13 protein-coding genes are annotated in these 17,147 nt (G+C 40.0%); 6 read left to right on the forward strand and 7 right to left on the reverse strand.

Annotated features, from left to right (window positions below; genetic code table 11):
• Nucleotides 1–30: 30 nt before the first annotated feature.
• Nucleotides 31–1,419, forward strand: a complete 1,389-nt coding sequence (locus CH352_RS12580) for an OmpP1/FadL family transporter (protein ID WP_100707451.1) — start codon at nucleotides 31–33, stop codon at nucleotides 1,417–1,419.
• Here the strand turns inward: CH352_RS12580 and CH352_RS12585 are convergent.
• From CH352_RS12585 to CH352_RS12595, 3 genes are all read right to left on the reverse strand, one after another.
• Complete coding sequence (locus CH352_RS12585) at nucleotides 1,416–1,850, reverse strand: hypothetical protein (protein ID WP_100707450.1); 435 nt, start codon at nucleotides 1,848–1,850, stop codon at nucleotides 1,416–1,418. The genes CH352_RS12580 and CH352_RS12585 overlap by 4 nt on opposite strands.
• A 293-nt stretch (nucleotides 1,851–2,143) precedes the next feature.
• The gene (locus CH352_RS12590) at nucleotides 2,144–2,611 is read right to left on the reverse strand and encodes a hypothetical protein (RefSeq protein ID WP_100707449.1); all 468 of its coding nucleotides are present in this window, start codon (nucleotides 2,609–2,611) and stop codon (nucleotides 2,144–2,146) included.
• Between the two features lie 117 nt (nucleotides 2,612–2,728).
• Nucleotides 2,729–3,628, reverse strand: coding sequence for a haloalkane dehalogenase (locus CH352_RS12595; RefSeq protein ID WP_100707448.1), 900 nt, complete (start codon nucleotides 3,626–3,628; stop codon nucleotides 2,729–2,731).
• A 162-nt stretch (nucleotides 3,629–3,790) separates the two neighbouring features.
• Between CH352_RS12595 and CH352_RS12600 the strand changes: the two genes are divergently transcribed.
• Entirely contained in the window at nucleotides 3,791–4,918 is a 1,128-nt protein-coding gene (locus CH352_RS12600) for an MBL fold metallo-hydrolase (protein WP_100707447.1), read from the forward strand.
• Between the two features lies 1 nt (nucleotide 4,919).
• On the opposite strand, the gene CH352_RS12605 is transcribed toward CH352_RS12600, so the two are convergent.
• Nucleotides 4,920–5,531, reverse strand: coding sequence for a LuxR C-terminal-related transcriptional regulator (locus tag CH352_RS12605; protein ID WP_100707446.1), 612 nt, complete (start codon nucleotides 5,529–5,531; stop codon nucleotides 4,920–4,922).
• A gap of 3 nt (nucleotides 5,532–5,534) precedes the next feature.
• Nucleotides 5,535–6,728, reverse strand: coding sequence for a sensor histidine kinase (locus CH352_RS12610; protein WP_100707445.1), 1,194 nt, complete (start codon nucleotides 6,726–6,728; stop codon nucleotides 5,535–5,537).
• A 306-nt stretch (nucleotides 6,729–7,034) separates the two neighbouring features.
• On the opposite strand from CH352_RS12610, the gene CH352_RS12615 reads away from it, so the two are divergent.
• The gene (locus CH352_RS12615; RefSeq protein WP_100707444.1) at nucleotides 7,035–9,830 is read left to right on the forward strand and encodes an FG-GAP repeat protein; all 2,796 of its coding nucleotides are present in this window, start codon (nucleotides 7,035–7,037) and stop codon (nucleotides 9,828–9,830) included.
• A 3-nt stretch (nucleotides 9,831–9,833) separates the two neighbouring features.
• Here CH352_RS12615 and CH352_RS12620 read toward each other — a convergent pair whose 3' ends face one another.
• Both CH352_RS12620 and CH352_RS12625 read right to left on the reverse strand, forming a co-directional pair.
• The gene (locus CH352_RS12620; RefSeq protein WP_100707443.1) at nucleotides 9,834–10,514 is read right to left on the reverse strand and encodes a class I SAM-dependent methyltransferase; all 681 of its coding nucleotides are present in this window, start codon (nucleotides 10,512–10,514) and stop codon (nucleotides 9,834–9,836) included.
• Nucleotides 10,511–11,842: a hypothetical protein gene (locus CH352_RS12625; RefSeq protein ID WP_100707442.1), complete on the reverse strand. Its 1,332-nt coding sequence runs from the start codon at nucleotides 11,840–11,842 to the stop codon at nucleotides 10,511–10,513. Before CH352_RS12625 ends, CH352_RS12620 begins: the two co-directional genes overlap by 4 nt.
• A 108-nt stretch (nucleotides 11,843–11,950) precedes the next feature.
• Between CH352_RS12625 and CH352_RS12630 the strand changes: the two genes are divergently transcribed.
• The 3 genes from CH352_RS12630 to CH352_RS12640 are packed head-to-tail and all read left to right on the forward strand — an operon-like array spanning nucleotide 11,951 to nucleotide 17,111.
• Nucleotides 11,951–13,966, forward strand: a complete 2,016-nt coding sequence (locus CH352_RS12630; protein ID WP_100707441.1) for a protein meaA — start codon at nucleotides 11,951–11,953, stop codon at nucleotides 13,964–13,966.
• A 3-nt stretch (nucleotides 13,967–13,969) separates the two neighbouring features.
• Nucleotides 13,970–14,923 carry a P-loop NTPase family protein gene (locus CH352_RS12635; protein ID WP_100707440.1) on the forward strand — a complete coding sequence of 318 codons (954 nt, stop codon included), beginning with the start codon at nucleotides 13,970–13,972 and terminating at the stop codon, nucleotides 14,921–14,923.
• 16 nt (nucleotides 14,924–14,939) lie between these two features.
• Complete coding sequence (locus tag CH352_RS12640; protein WP_100707439.1) at nucleotides 14,940–17,111, forward strand: dolichyl-phosphate-mannose--protein mannosyltransferase; 2,172 nt, start codon at nucleotides 14,940–14,942, stop codon at nucleotides 17,109–17,111.
• The last annotated feature ends 36 nt before the right edge of the window (nucleotides 17,112–17,147 follow it).

A 17,147-nucleotide genomic window follows, 5' to 3' on the forward strand; every position in this document is an offset into this window, starting at 1 on the left:
TAAAAAAAACCGTAACGAATTCCTTTAAGCATGCTTTTTGGATCTAGAGCTCGCAAAAAATTCTCCCTGTTTTTCTTGGCTATAATTTCTTTCCTTGCTCCTAAGTTAGAAGCTGTCGGACTTTTTCAGCCTTCTCATAATGCAAGATATGGAGGTATGGGAGGAGTCAATTTAGCCATTGGAGGATCTCCTATGGATATAGGGACTAATCCAGCTAACTTAAGTCTCAAAAATCGAAAGGAGTTGGAGTTCGGAATTTCTTTACCGTACATCCGTACAGTATACAAAGACAAGTTTTCAGACCCAGACCCAAATCTTTCCTACGAAAATTCAGAATCCTATAACGTGCTCGCCCCACTTCCCTATTTTGCGATCCGAATTCCAATCAGCGAAAAATGGACTTACGGTGGAGGAATTTATATACCAGGCGGAGGAAACGGAGAAGTTTCCGGACTCACAAGGATCACACCTAACGGTCAAAGTTTGAACGACTGGTCAGGGATGAAACTTCCCACTCCAATCGGAGATTCTAGAAGAATCCAGGAAAGTTACTCTTCTACTTTTTATCTAGTCAAATCCACTCATGCACTCTCCTATAAAATCGGTGGACTTTCTATAGCGCTCGGAGTCGAAGGAATTTATTCCAGACAGATCGCTTACCAAAAGTTTTACGACATTACCGGAAATATTGAAGTTCCCGGCCAAGGTTTTGATTATAAAAGTAAAAATGCATACGCACTCGGAGGGATCTTCGGGACAACGTACCAGATCACAGATACATTCAAGATTGCTTATTCTTACCAAACTTCCGCGAAAGTCCCTTTGGATGGAAGTATGCAAGTTGGTTCTTATCCGAGCCGTACTGGAGTTTCTGCAACATTTGCAGTCCCTGAAAGACATGGTTTAGGTTTTTCTTATGGAACGGATACATTTAAGATCGGAGTAGATGCATTATATTATAATTATGCTTCTTATACTTCCACCTATAAACAAACATTGGCAGCACCTGTTTTCCCGACTGCATTCGGACAAACGAATGTGATACCTCAAAATTTAAGTTATCATGATTCTTGGGCTTTAGGAATAGGAGGCGAATGGATCGTAAGCGATTGGACTTACAGATTAGGCGCAAGGCATAACTCTGGAGTTTTAAGATCGGAAGGAACAAATGCACTCCAAGCTGGAATCATGGTGCAAGATCTGGTCTCTGGTGGATTAGGATATTCAACCGGAAAATGGAAATTCGATTTTACACTTTTATATTATCTTCCGGTAAGAGTCTATAACGGAGGTTCTGCAGATTGGAACTTTAATCATGCAGTATTCTCCAAAGACGATATCCGAGTAGCAGAATTTAAACATTCCTTAAGATCGGATATCCCTGCGATATTATTAGGAGCCAGCTATTCCTTTGATTAAATTCGTGCTTCCGTTTTACAATCATGGGAGAATGCGGTGGAAGTAGGAAGAGGATAAAAAGGGATCAAAGGTAGATCACGGATAATCTCGGATTGAAATGTCCATTCTTCAAGTGTCTGAACGGATTTTTCCCAAGCTTCCACCAATAAGGAAGAGTGAATTTTCTGATAACAATCGTTTAGAGCTTTTTGACGTAAATATAATGTAGCAATTTTTGCAGAATGTAGATTAAACATTACGTCGGTAAATTCGGATTCTTCCTCCCAAAATTTGTCGCCAAGACCCGAATTGATAAATGCGACCGCCTTTGCCCCAATCGGAACGGATAAAAACGCATCGGCAACTTCACCAAATAAAGGAGAAGCAACGGACAAAAAAGCGGTAAACATCCCTGTCTTTTCATTCGAGATAAATTGTTCTGAAATTTTCATACGCTATCCTAGTTATTCTATATCAGAGCAATATTTGTGTCCGAGTCCAAATACTTGCTCAAAAACAGACTCATATATTTTTATAGTATGTCATTTCAGGAAGACTGTCCAGACCCGAAAAGAGATCCGGCGATTTGACAAGTTTAACTACGGATATAAAAGGTTTAAATTTCTAAGATCTTGAATGAAATTTATTGAATATAATGTTTCTATTTTATTCGGGAATGTTCTGTTAATTTGACAGTATAGTCCGGGCTCTCATTGTTACTTAAGACATATGTAATCTAATTGCTTCAAGCCTTATCATTTGCTCTGGATATAATAGAACTTGCCAGAAGACAAAATGCAATTAAGTCAAAGCTAAACGCACCCACTTGTCCGAACTGCCATGCAGATCTTATACTATTCCAATGTTCCGGAATAGAATGAGTGACTGTCCATTCTTTGATTTGAGAAGCTGCCGGTGCCACGAAAAAAAACCAAACTCCTAAAGAGAAAATAAAGGAGAATGCACTCAAGATCGCATAACGAAATGATTTAGTTCCCTTGGAAAGATAAGCGATCGCAAAAATAAGAAGAATAGAACCTATCTGTACAATAGGACCGACAATCGCAAAATATTTATACAAACTAGTTTGTACTTGGAAATATAGCTCAGCTTCCCAATGCAATTTTGGAGCAGCCTCCATAACATGTGCAAATCTCATTCCAAGAGTTAATGCAGCTAGTATTAAAGCAAAAAATCGGATCTTAGATAACATAACAGATTCCTTTCGTTTCCTTTAGCTTCTACTCCCAACCGAAAAGGTTACCGAATTTCCTCAAAAAAAGGATCCAATTTCATTTGAATTTTTAAAAATAAAGCTTATCACAACTAACTAAGGATTGTTTTGGATAAATTCGGAAAGAAGTTCCGCAAGTAGCTCACCCTTCTCCTCCTGAAGGAAATGTCCTGCTCCTTGGATTACAGTATGTTTTTGTCCTTTTGCACCCGGGATGGTTCTTCTAAAGAATATATCCCCGCCTTTCGTGATAGGATCCGAATCGCTGAACATCGTAATAAAAGGTTTTTTGAAATTTTTATAAAACATCCAAGCCTGACGATTTCTTTCCGTCTCCGGATTATCAGGAGAAATAGGAACAAGAGTAGGAAATTTTCTGGCTCCTGCCTTATACGATTCATCCGGATAAGGAGAATCGTAGGCGCGGATAATTTCCGGACTTAATTTAGTAACACATCCGTTTTGGATAATCTTTCCAATAGGAAGTTTACTGACTTCTTGGGAGAAGCGAAGCCATTTCAAGAAGTCTTCCTTAGGAGGGATATCTCCTGTAGGTAAAAAAGTATTTGCAGCACATATTCTTGCAAAACGAGAATCCAATTCCGCTACCGCCCTTAAACCTAAGAGCCCTCCCCAGTCTTGACAAAAGAGTGTGATATTCTTTAATCCCAAACCTGTAATAAAATTTTTCAACCAGTCTACATGATTTTTATATGTATACGTTTTTAGATCCGTGGGCTTATCCGATTTTCCAAAACCGATCAGATCAGGCGCGAGCACTCTATAACCTTTTTCTGATAAAGGAGGGATCATCTTTCTGTAAAGATAAGACCAACTTGGCTCCCCGTGCAATAATAAGACTGTTTCTTTTGCATCCGTAGGACCTTCGTCCACATAATGCATTTTGAATTCTCCTACTGAAATATAATGAGGAGAAAAAGGATAATCCTTTAGATTAGAAAAACATTCTGAAGGAGTTTCTAAATAAGTTTGCATACCAAATCTACCAGAACGGATGTACTTTATATAAGGGCTCAGATCTTAGATTCTCTGAAAATCTTGTCAAACTTCTTCGCAAAAAAATAAACCAACTGGCGTTTTCTGATTTTAAAAAATCGAAAAATAAGATCTTGTGGGACCCCCTACAAAGAGAGATTTATGTTCGGAAAAAAGGCACAGAAAGTCACGATTTACACTTCTTTCGTTCTATTCGGTTTATTTTTATTAGTTTTAAGCCAAACAGCGTGTTTGAGTTCTTTCGGAGGAAATCCAAGCGGCACACGATTGGAAAGAATGAAAACTTCCAAGATGTTTCATGAGGGGAAGTTCGAAAATGATCCTTTCGTTCCGATGTTAAGTCCTGGAACTTATATTGCTGTTTTGAAAAGACAACTTTTCGGTTCGGAAACAAGAACTCCGCCTTCTCCGATACCTGTCCAAAAACCGGACCTAAAAACTTTTTCGGATCCAATAGCACCCGGACTAAGAGCTATCTGGTTCGGACATTCTTCCGTTTTGGTAGAAATAGACGGGATACGTATCTTCACTGATCCTGTGTTCTCCCAAAGAGTTTCTCCATTTGAAAGTATAGGACCTGGCAGACTTTTTCCTCTGCCATTAGAACTATCAGAACTTCCTAATATAGATGCAGTTGTAATCTCTCATGATCATTACGATCATTTGGATATGGTCACCACTCAATTTTTAGCGAAGAAAGGTACAAAATATTTCGTTCCCCTCGGCATTGGCGCCCATTTAGAATCCTGGGGAATTCCGGAAAATCAGATCATAGAATTAGATTGGTGGCAAAAAGGGAATATTAAGAATATTGAAATTATCTGCACACCGGCAGTTCATTACTCCGGAAGAGGTCTATTCAACGGCAAATCTACTCTTTGGTCTTCCTGGAGCCTCATCGGACCAAAACATAAATTTTTCCATAGCGGAGACACGGGATATTCTTCTCATTTTACCGAGATCGGAAAAAAATTAGGACCTTTCGACCTGACTTCTATCAAAGTGGGGGCATACGATTGGACCTGGGAAGGAATTCATATGAATCCTGAAAGCGCAGTCCAAGCTCATTTAGATCTCAAAGGTAAAACGATGCTTCCTGTGCATTGGGCAACTTTCAATCTTGCAATCCATTCTTGGGACGAACCTATTTTAAGAACAAAACAAGGAGCGGATCAAAACGGAGTTCGTCTGGCTACTCCTAAACCCGGAGAATGGGTAGATCTACAAAAGGATAGCATATTCGAATCTTGGTGGGAGAAGGTAAAATAGATTAAGAGAATTTTCTCACTAATTCCAATCTGGAATTTACATGCAATTTTCTGAATATACTTTTGATTTGGACCCTTACAGTCCCTTCTTTAGTGCCCAAGGATGCTGCAATTTCCTTGGTTCTTTTGCCATCCACGATCATATCCAATACTTTCTTTTCTCGATTGGACAATACTTCCACTTCTTTCTGGGAAGTTTTGCGAAAAGAATGAATAACTCTGGCGGCAAGTCCCGGAGAAAGTATCCCTCCCCCTTCCAACAATATCTCCGCTTTTTCTTGGATATCTCCTACATCTTTTTTTAATATATAACCTATTGCTCCCGCTTTTAGAGCTTTGAACAAGGCCTCCTCAGACTCGAATGCAGACAAGATCGCGTAACCTGTTTTGGAATCAGAGGAGTATCTTTCTAAAATAAAATCCAATCCGCTTTTTCCGGGAAGATCGATATCTACAAACACCAAATCGTAATGGGCGTCTTTATACTTAGGAAATTCCTCGGCGGAGCTATAAACTTCCACCTTTGTAACTCTATTCAACTTTTTTAATCTTTCTTTGCATTGACTTGCGAATGCAGGATCATCTTCCAAGATCGCTATTTTATATAATTTCACGAATCAAATTCTCCGTAGTTGACGGATCGGTATCTCTAAAAATCCTTTAAAGTCCCGATTTTCTAAATTTTCTTTCCATTCTCCATTGATCGCAGAAGTTCTAAATTGGATGGTTTTATTCCCTTTGGAGCCTATTCTCATCTCTTGGAAATTTGTACGAGTTCGGATAGATATCTCTATAGTATCTTTTTTTGGGGAGAAGATCCAATGAGAAATCCCGGATCCGTATTTAAGATCGTTGGAACATATCTCCGTTACAATTCCCAATATTTGTTCCGCTTTTTCAGTATCTATATTAAAATCTTCGTCCCCTTCTCTCGTAAATCTCACCTTTCTTCCTGCGTTACCGTACCTTCTCAATAATAATACTCTAATTCCACTCCAAATATCTTCCGAGATCAATTTAACGTCCGCCATACTTGCAGTGATCTCTCTTATACCTTTGAAAATATCTTCTGATAATTTTTCCAATCTTAGAAGTGCATCCGTGTCTCCGCTTTTATAACCCTGAATAGAACGAACTAATAGATTTAGATCGGTTACTTTAGCTCCTAAATAATCGTGAAGATCCCTAGTGATCGCTTCTCTTTCTTTATACAATCTTTCCTGTAAATTTTTGGCCTTCTTCAGATATTCTATTCTGTATCCATACCACCAAGTATTACATAAGCAAATAAACAATTGGAGCGCACTCATATTGCTGATCTGCACCCACACAGTCCTGTCCGAAAAATATCCGATTCCTTCCGGAAGGATCCTAAGAATATAAAATGCAACTATGGAGAATGAATAGATAGTGTAAAAGATGGGCCTTCCGTTGAAGAATAAACTCACCAAAAAAAGGATCACTTGGTTAGTGATCCACATATTATTATCATAAAAATAATATTCGTTGTCGTGGAATTGTGTCTCAACCTCCAAAACCAACAAGATAAAAAGCCCACCGAATACGATCAGATTCTTTCTGAAATAATTTTTAGAGTAAAATTGGATCACTCCCAGGCTGAATAAACAAATAAAAGCTGAGATCAGATCCAGATATAGTAAAAGAAAATTGGATCGAACATATTCTAGGATTGCACCCCATATGGTGATCGCACATACGATCCCGAAAAAATAAGAGGATATCCTGTAATTTTGGGAATAGAATTCCTCTCTTGCAAATCTATCTCTATCCTTTTCTTTTACTATTTCCATATTCGCTTCTGGCTAACATGCAGATCATCGTTTGGCACATGGTATCTATCCGAGGATAAAACTCTATTCGAATATTTGCTTCTAACTAGGTTTTAGCGACATAGAATCCAATTTTTGTTTTCTCCCAAACCGATCTAACTTTTTCCTTCTCTCCTACCTCAAGGAGGGTATTGCCCTTTTTAACCTTAGCTCTTAAGTTATACGGCAACGTTTTTCCTTTTCGGACCTCAAAAGGCAAAACCCGCTTCTTCAATAGGAGAAGTATATAATTGAAACTTAATATTTAAAAAGATTAGGAAACTAAAGATGAAAACCAAACTAGCTTTGATCTTATTGATCAGTTTGAATTCCTTTTGTTCCGGAACAAATTCCGGACTTTCTGCATTGGCCGCTTTCTTCGGGCTTCCACAAACACCATCCTATGGAAATGTTCAATTCGCGGTGAATGTTGCAAGCTCACTAACAAAGGTAACCGTTACTGTAACTGGCCCGGGGATCTCCACTCCTATTGTCCAAGACTTGGTTAAGATAGGAAATACTTGGCAAGGGATCATTGGACAAATCCCGGCAGGCACAGACAGAACGTTTTCGGGAGAAGGTTTCAATGCCTCGAATGTTCTGATACAACAGGGCCAGGTAACTGGAGTTACAATATCAGCAAACTCTATTACCAATATACTCTTGGTTCTCTCTGAAACAAACCCAGCTCCGCCGTTTTCAAATGCAGCACCGATCATAGATTCTTTGGTAGCTTCTACAAATCAGGTTGCTCCTTCTTCTTCCATTAATTTGAATTCAACGGTTCATGATCCGAATCCTTCGGACACATTAACCTATTTGTGGTCGGCCACCGGTGGAAGTTTCAATAATTCGAATATTCTAAATCCTGTATGGACTTCTCCTTCTACACCCGGGCAATATACGATTACATTGACCGTAAGCGATCAACTAGGCGCAAGCTCATCCTTAAGTTTTACCGCTGACGTACAGGTAGGATATGGGACAGGTTATGGAAGTATAAACGTAGGCTCTAATTCTTCTCCTTTTGTATCTAACGTTATATCGAATCCTTCCAGCATTGCTCCGGGTGCTTCTACAAATATTACCCTGACTGCATTCGATCCGGATGGAAATACGATCTCCTATTCTTGGAGTTCCAGTTGTGCGGGAAGTTTTAATGATCCGAATACGCAAAATCCTGTATTCACTGCATCTTCTTCCGCAAGTTTAGGGCCTTGCACGTTAAGTGTTTCTTTATCCGATGGAAATGGTGGATCCAATCTTGGATCTTTCACTATCCAAATCTCCCAGACCCAAACAGTGAATCTTGCACCTCAGATCTTGTCTAGCTTCCAAACTGCTTTGGCCCTCGATCCTTCTGGCTCCATGGTGTTTAGGGTAACGGCTACAGATCCGGAGAATACTCCACTCTCCTTCTCCTGGAATTCTAGCTCTGGCGTTGTTGGAACTCCAACAAACACGGTCAACGGAAATCTAACAACAAGTGAAATAGTTTGGACTGCACCAACCTGCGGATCTAATCTACAGGTTTCCGTAACCATCACAGATGGAGATGGAAATTCTGCGGTCCTAAACTATCTTCCGGTGAATATCAACGGGGCCCCTACATGTGTTTTAGGTCTTTGGTCCCAACAAGCTTATATCAAGGCTTCCAACTCGGAAGCAGATGATAATTTTGGAAGATCCTGGGCTCTTTCAGGAGACACGATAGTGGTAGGCGCGCCTTTGGAAGATAGTAATCAAACAACGATCACAAATGGTAGCAATCCAGGCTCTTCTGATAATAGCGCTTCTGCATCAGGTGCGGTTTACGTTTATATTCGAAATGGAAATACTTGGACCCAACAAGCTATATTAAAACCTTCTAATTCAGAAGAAAGCGACTTGTTCGGTTTCGCGGTAAGTATTTCAGGAGATACGATCGTAGCCAGCGCAATCCAAGAAGATAGTAACCAAAACTATATTACAAACGGAAGTTCTGCATCCTCAGATAATAGCATGACATTTGCTGGAGCAGTTTATGTTTTTGTAAGGAATGGGAACACTTGGGCCCAGCAAGCTTATATCAAACCTTCTAACCCATCTGAATTTGATTCTTTCGGAAACTCGATCGCAATCCAAGGAGATACATTAGTCGTTGGCTGTCATAATGAAAGCAGCGCCCAAAATACGATCTCTAATGGGCAACCTGCTCCTAATGACGATAGTCTCAACCATAGTGGAGCCGTTTACGTTTACAAAAGAACAGGAAGCACTTGGGTAGAAGAAGCTTATATCAAGGCTTCGAATCCGGACAACGGTGATTACTTTGGCTATAGTGTCGCAATCAGCGGAGATACGATCGCAGTAGGCTCTCAAGGCGAAGACAGTAATCAAAATTATATTACGAACGGAAGCAGTGGAAGTTCCGACAATAGTTTATCTCAAGCCGGAGCAGTGTATACATTTACTAGAACCGGAAATATTTGGGCACCGGAAGCCTATATCAAACCTTCCAATCCGGATGCGTACGATGTTTTCGGGACTGCTGTCGCTATTTATGGAGACACTATAGCAGTCGGAGCGACCGGAGAAGCCAGTAACCAAAATAGTATTTCCTCAGGCACTAACGCTTCTTCGGATAACTCCTCGACGTATTCAGGAGCAGTCTATGTGTTTGCCAGAAGCGGAGGTCTCTGGTCCCAACAAGCTTACCTGAAAGCGTCGAATTCCAGTCCGAATAATATTTTCGGGGCAGCAATCAGTATTTATGGAGATACAATCGCTGTGGGGGGTTTAGATTCAAGTGCGCAGACCACGATCTCTTACGGAAATACGGCAAGCTCCGATAATAGCGCTCAGTATGCCGGCGCAGCGTATATTTTCGAAAGAAACGGTATAAGCTGGTCTCAAGCTGCTTACATAAAAGCACCTAATGCGAACGCTTACGACTTCTTCGGAGGAGTATGTTTGGACGGAAATAGTCTTTTAGTAAGCGCATACCGGGAATCAAGTTCGGAAAATACGATCACAAATGGAGTTTATGGAAGTGCGGACAATAGCGCCCAGTATGCGGGCGCTGCCTACGTATTCACTAGATAGACTTTAGTCATCCACGAACAGCTCGTCGCAAAACGGGCTGTCTTTCGTGATCCTGCTTTCCAGAAGATTGAAAGCAACTCTTCTGAAATAAGGGCGAATTAATTTTTCGTAATACTTTTTGGATCTTTGGTGTGCATAAGGATCCGTAAAGTAAATCTCCTTCTTCATTCTTGTGTAATCGTTTTTGGTAGGGACCGTAAAATAGAGATAATTCACGATCTTATGCAGTTTCTCAAAAACCTTAGGAAGATGTTTATCTTCTATATATTGGACCACAGAGTTACAAATACCCAGAGTGAACGGAGGAAGATGAATATATTTCAGGTCGAGATCTTGGATGGTAGAATGTAAAAAGGAAAGATTATAAGAACGGATCCACTTCTGTTTTGCGATCGCATCTATCATGTCTTCGGAAGGGTCCACTGCAAATACACGATTCGGTTGGAATATTTTTACGAATTCTTTTAGAAGTAAGGCCTTACCGAACCCGAAGTCAGCAATACTCCTAGGATGGACTTGCATCAGATCAAAAACGGACTTTATGTATTTTGCATGTTCTTTGGCGTTGAAAGAAGCATCCACGTCCTTCCCGCTTCCGTAAATTTCACTCCAGTAGGAAGTTTCGAATGGTAGACCGTTGGCTCCGTAAGCGATATAATCGGAGTCTTGCGGTTTTTTACTCATACATCAGGAGCCTTGGAAGAAGAAAGCCAAGAAATAAAGAACGCTTTCAGATCATCGTAACCTTTTTGGTCGGAAAGTTCCGACTTCGCTTCGATGGATCTCGTCTTTAAAGTTTTTAAACTAGGATCAGTTTGTATTCTTTTCCATAAGAATCCGTTGATCAGCACTCTTTCTCCGGATAAAAATAAATAGGGAGTATTCTTCGCTTTTACTTCTCTTTGCAAAAGTTTTCTATCTACCGCCCAGACTTCAGATAAAAGAATATAATCTTTTTCTCTCATTTCAGGATAAGAAGTGAAATGGGTCTTTTGTTTGGAAATAAAATATAAATATGCGGAAGTTTCAGGAGAAACATAGATCCTTTCATCCTGATCTACGATCAATCTCCCTTTTAAAGATGTAATGTCTTTAGCAAGAGAGTTTAACTTAAGCTTATCCACTCCCAAAATAGGACGGATCGTGAAATATCCGGAAACTGCAATCAGGGCGAAAATTCCGATTGATGCAGGGATAGAATTCAGTTCCTTCTCGGAGCGGAGTAAAAAATTGCCCACGAATAAGATTAAAATAAAAGAACCGAAACCTAAAAGGTATTTCCAAACGGCACCGCCCATATATGCAAAAGAATGGGCTCCGTAAAAATTAAGATTTCCTAATAGAATAATCCCGAGTACTAAAACGGAAAGATAACCGAATAAGAAAAGTTTAGGAAGATTTCTTCTTTTAAAGAATACGGATTGTTGCTTCTTCTTCTCTCTTATGCCTACTGTTCCGGCCTTGATCACAAAAATAGTAAATCCGATCAGAAAGAAAGTGAAATGAGAGAAAAATCCGAGCACAGTGCAGGAAACTAAGATCAAAAGATCCACTACTGTTTCCATTCGGAACGAAAGAAATAACACGAGCAGAAAGGAAAAACTAACTAATTCTCCCAACATATTTAATGGAACTAGATAAGAGAACGGATTGATCGCCGCTAAATAACAGAACAGATAATGATTCAGTTTCCAGCTCTCTCTTTCCATGATATAAGCGCAGAGATGCACCCCTAAACTTAGGAAAAACGCTGCGAAAGAGAGATAAGCAGGTATATAATTCAAACCGAAGATCGACTTCCAAAAGGATAAAAGCAAAAACGGAAGAGGTTCCTGGAAGGAGAAAAATTTTCCGTCTTCCGAAAGAGAACGCAATTCTGCCAATGTCCGAAAACTTTCTCCGTTGGACGGGTCACCGTGCCAAGAATAGAGAAGGGTCAGAAGACCGGTGAGAAACAGCGTCGAAAGTAAAATGAGCGCGGGGTTTGCTTTTCTGTTTCTTTCCAAGTCCATGCGGTGGAATTCTTCTCCTACGGATTTCGGAGCTACGTTAAAAATTTAGGTGAAATTATACCAACACATTTTGAACTAAACTAAGAGGCATATTCCGAGGGCAAGAAGATGGAAAAAAAAGACCATATCCTTTACGATAAGACCGGAAATCCTAGCAAAGAGCCGGCTTGGATTTTTAGAACTTACGCGGGTCATACAAACGCAAAGGAGTCCAACGAACTCTTTAGAAAAAACCTGGCAAAGGGTCAAACCGGCCTCTCCATCGCCTTTGATCTTCCCACACAATGCGGTTATAGCTCTGATCACGCAATCGCTAAGCCGGAAATCGGAAAAGTAGGAGTTCCAATCAACACGTTGGAGGACTTCCGGATCCTATTCGATCAGATCCCGATCGAAGAAATGAACACTTCGATGACCATCAACGGGACCTCAATGTGGCTTCTCTCTCTCTATGTGGCGTTAGCCGAAGAAAGAGGAGAAGACGTTTCCAAACTCCAAGGAACCACTCAAAACGACATAATCAAAGAATATCTGGCTCGTGGGACCTACATTTTCCCTCCGGAACATTCCATCAGAATCATCGTGGATATGTATGAATATTGTTTGAAAAGAATTCCAAAATGGAACCCATCCAATATTTGTTCCTACCATTTGCAAGAAGCGGGAGCAACTCCAGTCCAAGAGCTGGCATTCGCACTCGCAACAGGAATGGCCATCCTTGACGCAGTGAAAGAAAGAAACTGTTTCACTCACGAAGAATTCGAGCAGTGTGTTGGTAGGATCTCCTTCTTCGTAAACGCAGGTATCCGATTCATCGAAGAAATGTGTAAAATGCGCGCCTTCTCCGATATGTGGGAAGAGATTACAAAAGGAATTTATCAGGTAAAAAGCGAGAAATACCGCCGCTTCCGTTACGGAGTCCAAGTAAACTCACTCGGATTAACCGAAGAACAACCTGAAAACAACGCCTGGAGAATTTTGATCGAAGCTTTAGGAGTCACCTTAAGTAGAGATTCGAGATGTAGAGCACTCCAACTTCCAGCTTGGAACGAAGCACTTTCACTTCCTCGTCCTTGGGACCAACAATGGTCACTTCGTTTGCAACAAGTACTTGCTTACGAAACAGACTTACTTGAATATCCGGACCTATTCGAAGGTTCTAAAGTTGTAGAAAGTAAAGTAAAAGACCTGATCGAGAACGCAAACAAAGAGATCCAAAAGATCAAAGAAATGGGCGGAGCGATCAAGGCGATCGAGAACGGTTACATGAAAGCCCAACTCGTAAAATCCCAGGCAGAAAGACTCGCTAAGATCAATAACGACGAACTTATCATCGTAGGGAAGAACAAATGGAAAGATGGAATCCCTTCCCCTCTTACAAATGATCCTGACGGAGGGATTTTCAAAGTAGATCCTAAGTCCGCAGAACAAACCTTAAAAGTACTCTCCGATGTAAAATCAAGAAGAGATGCGAAGAAGGTTGCAGAAACTCTCGCAAGATTGGAAGACGATGCTAAAAACGGAAAGAACCTTATGTTCGCTTCCGTAGAATGTGCTAAGGCTCTTGTGACTACAGGAGAATGGGCAGATACACTCAGAAAAATATTCGGAGAATACCGCCCATCCACCGGAGTAGAAGGACAAAAACTCAATCTAGAATCCGACAAAGTATCTAATGTCAGAGCCAAAGTAGAGAAATTCCAAAAAGCAACAGGTGCAAGACCTAAAATCGTAGTCGGCAAACCTGGGTTAGATGGTCATTCCAATGGCGCAGAGATGATTGCAGTATCCGCAAAACATGCGGGATTCGATGTGATTTACTCAGGGATCAGACTCACTCCGGAAGAAATCGTGCAATCCGCAGTCGAAGAAAACGCAAATGTGATCGGAGTATCCATACTTTCCGGATCTCATGTGGAACTTGCAGAGCAAATATTCGCAGAATTAAAACATTATAAAGCGGATATACCTGTTGTCTTCGGCGGAATTATCCCTCAGCCTGATTTCGAAAAACTACATTCTATCGGAGTAAAAGCAATCTTTACGCCTAAAGATTATGATTTGATGGATGTAATGGATCGTATCATAGACATCGTATCCGAGAAGATCCCAGCTTCCGTTTAAGGCATGACCGTACGGTTTGCAGAAAAGGAACTCAAAGAACTGATCCAAGAAGCTTCCCAAGGGGAAAAATATCCTCTTGCGAAGCTGATCAGCGAATTAGAAAGACCGGATTCATTCGAATTTCGTAAAGTTCTATTCAAAGAATTAGAAAACTCGGGTTTTAACGGGGATAAGTCCGTAACCATCGGATTTACAGGAACTCCTGGAGCAGGAAAATCCTCACTCTTAGGAGAGATCTCCACCAACTTCTTACAAACAATCCCCGATAAAAAAATGGCGGTAGTTGCAATAGATCCTTCCAGTCACATAAGCGGAGGATCTTTACTCGGAGACAGAACCAGGCTCTCTCTACCAGTCAGAGAAAAAAGGATCTTTTTCAGATCTCAACCCAGCCAATTAGAGCTGGGAGGTTTAAATCCATATACCTATCATGTGATCCGATTGCTACGTTGCTTTTTCGATTTTATATTTGTCGAGACAGTAGGGATCGGCCAAAACGAAATAGAAGTCTCTAAGCTATCAGATCTTTCCTTTTTAGTAATGGTCCCCCTAGGAGGGGATCAGATCCAATTCATGAAAAGCGGAATTATGGAAGTTCCAGACGCATTCATATTAAATAAATGCGATGAAGAAAATCTTGCCAGAGCAAGTTATCACACCCTTTCCACGACTCTCGAGTTCTTACGAGATATCGTTCCAGGAGGAAGTATCCCTCCCATTTTCCTGACCAGCGTAAAAACTAAAAAAGGGATCAAAGAACTATTAGATTTTGTTTTGAAAAGTAAACCTCATACTAAAAGATCTACGGAAACCAAGGTCCAGATCGAAAAATGGATCAAGACTGAGTATGGAAATTTTGGCCTAAAGGTCCTATCTCAAGCTCATTTCGACCCAAAAAACTCTTTCGAAGAAGTAGAAGCTGCCGCTAAAACTGAAATCGAAAAAAAATATAAGTAAGGCGATTAACTCCAATATGCTAGCTATTTTCAATTCCTTGTTTATCGGGATCGTACTCATTTCTTCTTCTCTCACTAACCAAATTGTTTCCGGTTTCTCCAGACCCTTAGCTTGGGTAGGTTTTACTTTAGGAATTGGCTTTATCTCATATTTCTTTTATAAGAATCGGGGAAAAGATCAATTTAACAAAAATCTAATATCGCAAGGCGTCATTTCTATATTAACGGGAATATATATTTCATTTTATTTTTTCTCTCCGACAGTTTACGGCTCCTTATTCGCAAACTTCAAAATCTTCTATATACTTGTTTTACTTTCTGCTTCTCTGTACATTTCTTATTATAGAACAAAAAAGATCTCGGACATCTGGAAAAACTTTTCAAGGCTGGGACTTTTAACTTTATTTTTATTGTTATTTTCCATTCCAACTTCCGTAACTAGACTTTTTTCGAGCGATGATTCAAATGGAGCAAAGTTGATTCCTTTCAGCTTAGAAAAAGACGGCAACCTTGATCTTTCCGAATTTTTCATAAACCCTCCGATCATCCACGCATCAGAATGGGCTCCAGACAAAGAGGTCCTATATGTACCTTCTCAACTACCTTCCGGCGACTATATAGAACATCCCTTTTTTCTCACGGCCTATAAAGGAAAATTACTAAGCTCTTTTCCATTACTGCCTGGATTATATAATTCATTTGTTTATTTTTCATTAAAATTGATCGGGGTAAAAATTGTAACTCCGGATACGATCAATCTCTCCAGTTCCGGCCCTAAAATGCATGCGATCGAAGATTTTATCTATTTAGAAAAATTCTCCTCGTCCCTTCTTTTTGCGATCACATCTATTCTACTTTTTAAAGCAATTTGCAAAATAGCTTCTGCAAGAACCTCACTTCTGATCACATTGCTTTATTCTTTCGGAACCACACATTTTTCAAATACTTCCCAAACTTTATGGCAGCATGGATTTATAGAATTTCTGATAGTTGCAAGCATCTTCCTTTTTCTCTCTAAAGATATTTTGACTCCCGCAAAAATTTTGCTCCTTGGAATGATATTAGGTTGTTTCTTTTTTGTAAGACCTCCTTCTATCTTAGTCGCCGGACTACTTGGTCTAGTATTTTTATGGAGGCTTCGCCACCTCCCTGCAAAAGAAAAACTTAACCTTCTTCTCATCTCTGCAGCAGGTCTATTTATACCGCTATGTTCTTTGGGACTTCTGAATTATCTACATTATGGACATATAATGGGCGGATATTATCTCATGGAGAAATCCTTCGCCTTATCCGGAATGCCTGATAGATTCATTGGAAATTTTTGGGAGGGAGTTGGAGGATTATTGATCAGCCCTGGATTTGGCTTATTCGTATTCTCCCCCATCGTGTTATTATCCTTTTTAGGATTTTTCCCAGTTAGAAAAAGAATCGGATTTTTAATACTTCCTACCCTACTTTCTACCCTTGCCTACCTATATATTTATGGAAAACATTTTATATGGTGGGGAGGAGTCTCGTATGCGACCAGATTCCTAACCGATCTCATGCCCTTTTTTGCGGTGCTACTTTTACCTGCATTAACGATTTCTTATAAAAGAACTATCTTGAAATTTGTATTTATTTTGTTTTCCATAATTTCAGTATGGGCTCATACCTCTGCCATGTATTCAGACGCACCCTTTAAAGAATGGCAAGGCTGCAAAAGATTACCAATCCGAGAAAAGGCGTGGAGATGGGAAAGAATTCCTTATACTATGCCTTTCAGAGCATATTACCCTTATTTAACAGGAAAACTTGATATAGAGCCGATCCATGAATGTCAGATGGGAGAAGCGGCCGGATCTATAGGAGATCGAACTGCCTTCAAATTCGAAGGCAGTTCAGTTATATTAGGTTCAGAAAAAGTCCTTCGAGATATTACCGCATATTTCAGATCAGGACATTATTGCGCTAAGATCTTTTCTAAAGTTGAGAAAGAACGAAATCCTTCGGATGAAGTTCTTCAGATCTTGATAACTCAGAAAGATAAGATATACATGAGCCAAATTTTGAATTCCGATCTATCTAAGAAAAATGAATTCGAATTTGATATCGCAAAATCAGGCAAAACTAAAATTTCCGTCCTGAAAAAAGGAAATACTCCTGTTATATTCGCAGGCTTAACTCTCACAAAAGGGACTTGCGAATAATATTCTGGCTTTCTAAAGAACTAAGCAAGAGGCGAA

Source organism: Leptospira hartskeerlii, assembly GCF_002811475.1.
In the GTDB taxonomy this organism is placed as follows: domain Bacteria; phylum Spirochaetota; class Leptospiria; order Leptospirales; family Leptospiraceae; genus Leptospira_B; species Leptospira_B hartskeerlii.